Origin of the sequence: Microcoleus sp. AT8-B5 (assembly GCF_036705565.1) — a bacterium.
Taxonomy (GTDB): domain Bacteria; phylum Cyanobacteriota; class Cyanobacteriia; order Cyanobacteriales; family Microcoleaceae; genus Microcoleus.
Genome location: NZ_JAUBUY010000054.1, coordinates 1 through 9,609, shown reverse-complemented (window position 1 = coordinate 9,609; position 9,609 = coordinate 1). Strand labels below are relative to the sequence as shown.

The following is a 9,609-nucleotide window of genomic DNA, read 5'->3' as shown; positions in this document are numbered from 1 at the left end:
GTCCATCCGGTAAGTTGCTAAAGCTGTCGCCCCTACCTTATTATCTTTTACGCAGCAGTTAGATAAAAATATTTTGCATTTCTATTATTGCTTAATTTGTGTCTCTGATTAATGCGTAGTTGTAACAATCTTTCATCGCATTCGGTCTCAAAATCTGTGGTATAGCCTTTATCAGGTAAATGAGGTACAGATAAAAACTCGAAAGTCCAAAGTCCCGACATTCATAGCATCTGGTGTACCTCATCTCGGTGAGAAAGGCTATAATTAGTTTTAAAAAAACACGCTCGCTTTTCACTTTATTCTGAGGGATGATTTTGCGAGACAAACATCTTTTTAAATTCATTTATATCGCAAACCCCTGTGTGATTCGTGCGAAGTTTCCAAAGAGCAAAACGAATCCCTAAAGGAGCATCTGGTGAATCTAATCGTAAATTCAATTCAAGAGGAATATTACCACCTATTTCTTCTAGCGAAGTTAGGAGAGAAGTTATCGAGTCAACTTCAGTTATTTCTGTTTTTAGCAATCGTTTTATAATAGGTTCAATAACTTCTTTAATTCCTTCTAAAGCTAAGTGATGAGCTGCCATCAAGTGATAGATATTATCTTCAACGATTGCATCTAAAAGGATGGGAACACCAGAACTTGAACCCAAGCCTAAAAGTACGAGCGCAGCTAAAATTTTTGTTTCTGAATCATTAGATACGGTGAAAAGTTTTTCTAAATGCGGTATGGCTCTTGAACCAAGACGAGATAGGCGTTCCGCCACAAGAAGACGGTGAGGTCCTTTCTTTAAAGCACCTACAGCTTTGGCTGCAAGGGCATCAATAATTTCAGCAGCTTGCTCTACAGCAGGAACTTGCTTGTCAATTTTGCTGGAACCCAAATTTTCCAAAACTAACTCTAAATTGAATCTGTTCATTCCCGAACCTTAGTAACTAAAAATTGACCATGTAATTGACGACCAGCAGCAGGTATTGAAAAGATACTTCCACCATTAGAAAGCATTGCTCCTCTTACAAGTATCCCATTTCTCTCCATCATTTCGTCTCCGGAAAACTGAATTACGAAATTTTGCCTATCGCCAAATACACCAACTTGATTAAGTTGACCGCTGGTTGCATCAGCCTGTAGTTCAGTAACAAATACATCATTTGATGCTTGGGTATTAAAAGCATTTGTTCCTTTTTTGAATTTAAGTTTTCTGACAACAACTGTCTCGCCAACCTTAAGTCGTTTGAGTGGGTGCATCTCACTTTTGCGAATATGTCAAAAAAGGGTTAAAATGAAAAAGCTAGTAAAATCGTTAAATAAAAATGAGGTAAAGAAAATGACACCCTCAGACCAACAACAGCTAAAAGCCCACTTAAAAGCGGTAGCAGAAATTTTTTACAGAAATACAGATCCAACCGAGTTAAAAAGTTTTGAAAGTATAGAAAAATCCCTGCGCCATAAAATATTATCAGAAGTTGGTCCAGAACTAGGTAGCTTTTTTTTTCAGCAGTATCAGGAATTCAAACAGGAAAACCCCGAAAAATAAAATCAATAATCGGCTCGCTCGACATTACAGATAATCAGGCAAAATATTTTGACTTAAAAGCTTACAGTCAATTTAGTCCACTCATGGAAAATTGTTGTCTTTTAATAAGTGCCAATGAATCTTATCAAATGGCAGAAAAAGATTTGGAGAAATTTACGGGAATCAAAATTTCTCACAGTACATTACAAAGATTAGTCAAGAGACAAGAATTTGAATTGCCTACATCTAAACAAGGAGTCAAAGAAATTACATTAGATGGCGGTAAAGTTAGACTACGCAACGAAACCAAGGGCGAGAGCTGTTACTGGAAAGACTACAAAGCCGTATGTTTAGATAATGTTTATTCGGGAGCATTTTTTCAAAATAATCAAGATTTAATTGATTGGACTAATACCCAAAAATTACTACACCCTATGTATTGTTTAGGAGATGGTCATGCTGGAATTTGGAACATATTTAAAGAAATTGGAGACAATGAACAAAGACAAGAAATCTTAGATTGGTATCATCTGAAAGAAAATCTCTACAAGGTAGGGGGTTCAATAAAACGATTAAAATTAGCAGAAACTATGTTGTGGCAAGGCAAAGTTGATGAAGTTATAAATTTATTTAAAGACTTTAAAGGTCAAGCATTTAAAACGTTTTGCAATTATTTAGAGACCCATCGCTGCCGAATAGTTAATTACCAATACTACAAAGAAGAATCCATAAGCTCGATAGGTTCGGGAACAGTTGAATCAATAATTAAACGCATTGGATTAAGGGTGAAAATATCGGGAGCGCAATGGAATATTGAGAACGTTTCCTCTATCCTTGCTCTTCGCTGTGCCTATCTCAACGGTCAACTTTCAATTTGATGTATTTGCCAAAGTGAGATGCACCCCCTAAAACCGCATAGGTTCAACCCAAAAGTTTTTGGGTTCCCAGTTTTCACAACTGGTAAAAAAAATCAAACCCACATCTGCGGAATGTGGGCTGTAAACTTCAGCAGTTCGCCCGGGGTCTTGAGTTTTGCTAACCGTCACCCCCATTTGCAGGGAGTTCTCATTGTCGCGGGGGTCAGGAGTAACGGACGGCAACTCTAGAATGCGGTAGCGGTAGTCACCCGTACTGGTGGCATTGCTCCCCTGCACGCGCACAGTGTAAGTCCCCGTTTGCAGCAGTTGATAGTGACCCCAGTCGTTGCTGGCGTTAATGTGGATGATTGGGCTGCCGTCAGGGTTGAACAGCTTGACCTCAACTGGGTCGTTGTCCCAGTCTTGACTGTCAAAGTAAATGCGAGTGCCAGCACTAGCTGTGAAGGTATGGTTGACAACCTGTCCCTCTGCAATATTTCCACTTTGCACGCTGCCGAGCCCAGTTGTGGCAACGGGTGTCGGTGTAGAGTCCGTTACCGTAAAGCTGTAGTCAACGGGAGTTGCGCTGTTACCGCGAACTGCTAAGACATACTCCCCGTTTGCCGGCAGCATCAAGTTAAAGTCAGACCCAGACACGCCAGTTTGAGGAACCACTTGGTCGTTTGGTCCGTAGACTATCCAGCTAGCGCTGCTGCTAAAAGGCACAGCCGCGTCAAAATTCAGCGTTTGTCCCGCCGTACCCGTAAATTTATACAGCTCGGTTTCATTGCCCGGTTCGAGCCTGCTTGGGGTCGGGGTTGCCACAGGTAGAGGAGTTGCTGCTGCCACATCCTGCAAGCGGAAGTTGTAACTACCTGTCGCACTGTCATCCCCATCCACAATCAAACGGTAAGTTCCCGACTCGGTAAGAGTTGTCGGCACCCAGTCAGCATTGGCTGCAATCCAGTTGCCAGTGGGACTGGCTGCGTTCCAGGTATTGTTGGTAAATTCAGCACCGCTGGGACTAATCAATTTAGCGCGGATGCCGCTGCTGGCACCTTGACTGTCGAAATATACCCGCTGTCCCGGAGTTCCCGCGAAAGTATATTCGTTTCTTTCCCCAGCTTCCGCAATAGTCCCCGATACGGTACTGCCCAGTTCCAAGGCAGTGGGGGTAGCTATGGGAGGGGTAGCAACTTTAAAACTGTAGTTAGCGGGAGTTGCGGAATTGTTCTGAAGGGCAAGGACGTAAGTGCCGGGAACTGACGGCGTTATTTCAAAGTCAGAACCAGTCCACCCCGCTGCCGGGACAGGCTTGTTGTCCGGCCCGTAAAGCACCCAGCGAACGTCGCTGCCGGTACTGGCTGCTAAATCGAAATAAAGCGGCTGCCCAACAGCAGGTTTAAATTGGTAGAAATCTATCTCGGTTCCCGGTGCGAGGGTATTGGAAATATCGGCATCCAGATTTAAAAGCGGTACTGCTTGCGGGTCTTCCACATCCACCAAACGGAAACTGTAATTGCCCGTCGTATTGTCGGTACCGTCGATGACTAAGTGGTACTCGCCTGCCTCCTGCAGAAACATAGGGGCGGTCATGTCAGCATTCAAATTGCTGCTCCACGTCGGCTGAATGCTCCAATAATTGTTGATGCTGGGGCTGTTGGGGTCGTTGAGTACCGTATCGGTAGGATGGCTGGGCGAGAACAGCTTAACAGTGAAGTTGCTGTCGCCGCTGATGCGGTCAAAGAACAGCCGCTGACCGGGCTTGCCGTTAAATTTATAGATATCCCGCTCTCCAGGTTCGTTAATGCTGCTAGAGACGGGCGAACTCAAAGTTAAAGGGGATACAGTTGTTTCGGGTGTCGTTACTTTAAATTGGTAACTCTCTGGGGCGGTAACGTTAGTGCTGCCACCCATCACCAGAGTGTAAGTGCCGTTCCCCGGCAGCCTGACTTCTAAGTCCGGCGACAGCCCGCTGAGGGGCGCAGGTATCACTTGGTTGTCAGGCCCGTAAAGCGTCCAACCCGTACCCTTATTCCCGTCCCAGCTTCCTGCTAGGTCAAAATACAGGTGTTGCCCTTCTGTTCCTTCAAACCGATAAACTTGTCGCTCTCGGGCATTAGCTAAAGTACCCGACAGGTTTTGGTCAAAGGGCAAGTCGAAGACGCTGGGATGGTTGGTACTCTTCGTGTCGAGGAGGCGGAAACTGTAGTTGCCCGTGCCTCTCCAATCCCCATCAATTTCAACTCGGTAAGCACCCGCCTCTTCTAGGGTTATTGGTTTCTGTTCTGCTGTTGTTTGCTGTTGGTAAATCTCTTTGCCGCTAGGACTAAAAATTTTCGTCCGCAAATAAGGGTCATTAGCGACGAGGCTATCTACGACTAGCTGCTGACCTACTGTACCCGTGAAAGTGTAGGTGTCCAGTTCCCCCATTTTCCCAATGGCACCCGTTGCCGCGTTCCCGAATTCGATGGGGGCTGTTGTCCGTTCAGAAGTAACTGCTTGGAATGGGTAATTTACGCTGCTGTTATGTGGGTTAACGAGCGCTACGGTGTAAGTGCCGTCGGCAGGCAAGGTTAATTCTGCATCGCCCGCCCCATTCGGTTTCAGGATGCTGTTGCCAGGCCCGTAAAGCGTCCAGTTGCTGCCATCATTAAAAAAGTAGACGTTTTGCCCTGCCGTACCTGTAAACTGCAACAACCGCGTTTCGTTTGCTGCTACAGTCCAAGTTTGAGCGGGGGCGTCTAGCACCATTGGCGCTGCTTGAGAAGCGTCTAAGAAGCGGAAGCTGTAAGCGCCTGTTTTGGTGGTGTCTGGGATATATGTTGTAGTAGGGGTATCGACAACAGCGCGGTAAGTACCCGTTTCCAGAAGCGCGAACAAGTCGCGGTTCCAGGATGTCGATATGTTGGGGAATACTTCGACACCGCTGGGGCTTAGAAGCCGAACGTTTTTTGAACCGCTATCTGCAATGCCGTCGAAGTACAGACGCTGGCCTGCCGTTCCATTGAAGGTGTAAATGTCTTGTTCCCCAGGCTCGCTGATGGTACTGTTTGCTGGGGTTGGGGTGCCAATGGGAAGGGATGCTACGGGCATTGTCGGTGTCACGACTTGGAATTTATAGGTAGGCGGGCTGCCGTTGTATCCTTGCAAAGCTAACAGGTACTCGCCATCACCGGGTAACGCTAACTCTAAGTCGCTAAGTGCCTGCGTTCTGTTAATGACTGTCTGTCCTCCCGGCCCGTAGAGAGTCCACGTATTAGACCACGAACCATCTAATGCGTCAAAGTACAAATACTGACCGGCTTGCCCGTTAAAGCGGTACAAGTCGGTTTCAAAGGGGCTGGGGGCAAAGGTGCTTTCAATATCTGCGTTCAGAACCAAGGGGGTAGCGCTCGTTCTGTCGAGGAGGCTGAAGCTGACGTTGGCGGTTGGTGTTGCTTGGTCGTTAGACACCAGCAAGTAGTGAGTGCCGCTTTCGGTTAAGGTGTCGAGCCTATCTGTTGCGTAGTTTGTCCAATATTCTGCTGCTGTAAAGTTAGCGATTTGGCTGCCGCTGGGGGAAATTAACTTAAGCGAGACGCCTGGGTTATTGGTCAGCCCGTCGTAATACAGCTTTTGACCCACCGCGCCATCAAACTTGTAAGCCGTCGTCCCCCAAGCTGGGATTGACGGGATGCTCGCAGTCGTATTCAAATTCAGCGTTTGGGATGCTGCCAAATCGAGCAAGGAGTAGCCGTAGTCGCCAGTTCCCTCTACTCGCAAAGTGTAGGTTCCCGTTTGCTGCAACTGAATCGGGCTTGGGGAATCTGTGCTGGCGCTGGAGCCATTGAGGGCAGAGACAACAGAGCCGCTCGGGTTCAACAGCGTGACGGAGACAGCATCGCCATCCGTATCAAGGCTGTCAAAGTAAACTAACGTACCCGCACTGGCAGTAAAAGTTTGGTTGGCCGGGGTTCCTGGCGAAACCGTACCGCTGCGTGCTATCCCCAAACCCGAGTTCGCCACTGGCGGGGGGGTGATGTTGTTCGCGGAGATGTTGTAACTGACGCTGCTGCTTGATGGGTTCTGCAACGCTAGGGTGTAAGTACCTGTAACGGGCAGCAACACTTCAAAATCGCTGTTTAGCCCAGAGCCGCCTATCTGTGACGAAAAGTTTGGAAAACCGGGAGCGTACAGCGCCCAGCTTGCACCCGATGCCGCAGGTGACAAGCTGTCGAGTTGGATTCGCTCTCCTGCCGTTCCGCTGAGTTGATACAGCACTGCTGCGTTTGGGGGCAAGCTGCCTGGGGTTGCCGTTCCCGAAGACAGGGTTGGGGCTGCTGTTGCATCCCCCAAGCGGAAACTGTAGTTGCCGGAGCTATCATAATTGCCGTCAATTGTCAAGCGGTAAGTGCCGCTTTCGGTGAGAGTATTGGACAGGCCGTCAGCACTTGTGTAACCGCTGAAGATTTCCAGACCGCTGGGGCTGGTGATTTTAGCTGTGATGTTGCCGTTGCCGAGTTGGGGGTCAAAGTACAGTCGCTGTCCGACGCTGCCAGTAAAGGTGTAAACATCTTGTTCTCCAGGTTTGCTGATGCTGGCACTGTTGACGGAACCCAAGGTGAGGGGGGTAGGGTTGGCAGTTGAGAAAAATGGCTGGATGCTGTAGTTGATAGGTGCGGCGGTGCCATTGCCGCCTGGCGCGGGAGTGCCGTCCCCGCGCAAGACTATGTAGTACGTTCCGCTTCCCGGCAGCACTGTCTCTATGTCGCTCCACAGGTAATTAGAGGTCACTAACTGGTTGCCGGGTCCATAGAGATTCCAACCGCCCGGGGACGAGGAAAGGAGGGTGTCCAAATACAGGCGAGATCCCTCGGTACCTGTAAACTGGTAAACGTCCGTCTCCGACCCCGGACTCAAAGTACCGCTGGTAGGAGCATTCAGGTTCAATGTCGGTGCTGTTGCTAAAGAGAGCAGCCGGAAGTTGTAATTTTCTGTGGATTCGACATACCCGTCTACAATCAGCCGATAATTTCCAGCTTCAGGGAGAATATATGGGACAGTTTTCGCCCAATCACTGGATGCATTGGTATTAAAGACTTCAATACCGCTGGGACTGATTAATCGAACGTAAGTGTTAGGTGTCTCTACCAAGGCGTCTATTAGCAGTCGCTGGTTGGCGCTGCCACTGAAGGTGTAGACATCCCTTTCTCCTTTTTCGCTGATGCTGCCAGAGAGGCTGAAGTTGCCCCACACATCTGGTGTAAGCGTTGCTGCTGATTGAGTTTGGGGGGTAATTACCCGGAATTTGTAATCCACAGGAGTAGCGTTGCGCCCCTGGACTGCCAGCACGTAGCTGCCGGCTGATGGCAGCACAACCTCAAAATCGCTACCCACACTGTTACCGTTGTAGCCTTCGTAAGTGTTGGAGCCGCCAAAGGTTGTCTTGCTGTCCGTAGCAATCCTCTGATTGCCAGGCCCGTAAAGCGTCCAGTTTGCCCCCCCGGATTGATATCTGAATCGAGATAAAGGCGCTGACTGGCGTCCCCGGTAAAGGAATAAAAGTGGGTTTCAAAACCGGGACTTAACTGTCCGGTGACATCTGCATCTAAGTTAATGGGTGTGGCTTGACCCACATCCAGCAAGTTGAAGCTGTAGTTGCCCGTGCTTTCGGAGTAACCGTCAATCTCCAAGCGGTAAGTGCCCGTCTCGTTGATAGTAAATGGTTCTGTATCTGAGCCTAAGCCGATGTTGTTAAGCTGGGGTACAATGGAGCCACTGGGACTGACCAGCTTTACGGAGGCATTTACTTGGGAATTACTCGACAAGTAGTCAAAATAAAGGCGCTGCCCTTTCGTGCCACCAAAAGTATAGATATCCTGTTCGCCTTTTTCGGTAATCGCGGCACTGACAGTGTTGGGGTTGGCGTTGTTGCCCAACTGTAGCGGATAAGTAATCGTGTCGGGTGTAACAATTCGGAAGGTATAAGAAGTGCTGCCGAAGAAGGGCGCGCTGCCCCGCATTACCAAAGTATACTCGCTGTCGCTGGGCAAGACGATCTCGTTGTCGTACCAGCCTACGTACCAAGAGTTTCCTTGTTTTCCGTCAACCCAGGAGCTTACCTGCCTGCCCTCTCCATCATATAGTACCCAGTTCAGGTTGGAGTTGGTGCTGAGTTGGTCAAAGTACAGCCTTTGTCCTTTGGCTCCGTTGAAGCGATATGCGTCATCTTCTGAGCCGGGACTCAGCACACCCGTCACGTTTCTGTCGAAAGGTGCAACGGGTGTTTGCTCCATGTCAATTAAGCTGAAGCCGTATTCTCCCGCAGCACCGTCAATGACTAAGCGGTAGTTGCCAGTTTCGGTCAGGTTGATTGGAGGGCCTTGATAGTTTGTGCCTTGATAGCTTGTATTGCTATCGAGTACCAGCAAGCCGCTGGGGCTGTACAACTTTAATGTCTGTCCAGGAGTGCTCCTAAGAGAGTCGTAGTACAGTCGCTGTCCTTCGAGAGCGCTGAAAGTATAGATATCTTGTTCTCCTTGATTGCCAATTCGCCCCAGTACGGTGTCGCCAAATACCATTGCTGCTGGCGGCGTCCACTGGACGATTCCCGTTTCTGGGTTGACCCTCATTCCCTCTGGGCCGAGTACCAAGTTGTAGGTTAGGGTATCGGAGTCTGGGTCTTTGGCATCGGCATCGTAGCGGTAAGGTGTATTGACGGCTGCATCGACAACAGGCGTCGAAGTAAAAATCGGCGGTCGATTTGGCGGCGGATTAATAGCTGAAAGCGTATAATTTTGTTTAGCCACTCCACCTTTCCCATCTACCACTTCCACCGTCACCGCGTGATTTCCAATATCTCCGGCAACCGGATTCCAACTAATAATTCCGGTTTGAGCATCTATCTCCATCCCCAACGGTTTTTCCAACAAGGAATAAGTCAGCGCATCCCCATCGGCATCAACGGCAATTGCAGTATAAACGTAACTTTTACCCACCAAAGCTTCCGTATTTGGTGTCGCCTTAAATTGTGGAACTTGATTTAACTGGCTTAAAAATACTAAATCGTAACTAAACTGAACTCCTTGAGGATTGTAAAACTTTAACGTATCGGTTGATGTCAGTTCCCCCGGCTTTAAAATGCCGTCACCAACCAGTTTGCTAATGTCGTAATAACGGGACTTAAACAAATTTTAAGCCCAAACAAAGCCTAAACTGGCTTTATAAGCGGAGAATACGTCCCAATTTTGGTT

The 9,609-nt window shown here is 48.2% G+C and carries 5 protein-coding genes; 1 reads left to right on the top strand and 4 read right to left on the bottom strand.

The genetic code is table 11. The features are described from left to right. Window positions 1-296 precede the first annotated feature (296 nt). A complete protein-coding gene (locus QUB39_RS25810) occupies window positions 297-920 on the bottom strand; it encodes a hypothetical protein (RefSeq protein ID WP_333058378.1) in 624 nt (207 codons plus the stop codon). After that, entirely contained in the window at window positions 917-1,249 is a 333-nt protein-coding gene (locus tag QUB39_RS25805) for a hypothetical protein (protein WP_333058377.1), read from the bottom strand. The genes QUB39_RS25810 and QUB39_RS25805 overlap by 4 nt, the downstream gene beginning before the upstream one ends. A 79-nt stretch (window positions 1,250-1,328) precedes the next feature. On the opposite strand from QUB39_RS25805, the gene QUB39_RS25800 reads away from it, so the two are divergent. Further along, a protein-coding gene (locus QUB39_RS25800) for an ISKra4 family transposase (protein WP_333211878.1) occupies window positions 1,329-2,395 on the top strand; the annotation gives its coding sequence in 2 pieces (ribosomal slippage) (window positions 1,329-1,497 and window positions 1,497-2,395; 1,068 coding nt in all). Window positions 2,396-2,422: 27 nt separating this feature from the next. On the opposite strand, the gene QUB39_RS25795 is transcribed toward QUB39_RS25800, so the two are convergent. Together QUB39_RS25795 and QUB39_RS25790 are read right to left on the bottom strand one after the other, a co-directional pair. After that, window positions 2,423-7,753 (bottom strand): hypothetical protein, encoded by a 5,331-nt coding sequence (locus QUB39_RS25795; protein ID WP_333211853.1) that lies wholly within the window; start codon window positions 7,751-7,753, stop codon window positions 2,423-2,425. After that, window positions 7,654-9,546, bottom strand: a complete 1,893-nt coding sequence (locus QUB39_RS25790; protein WP_333211851.1) for a putative Ig domain-containing protein — start codon at window positions 9,544-9,546, stop codon at window positions 7,654-7,656. The genes QUB39_RS25795 and QUB39_RS25790 overlap by 100 nt, the downstream gene beginning before the upstream one ends. Between the last annotated feature and the right edge of the window lie 63 nt (window positions 9,547-9,609).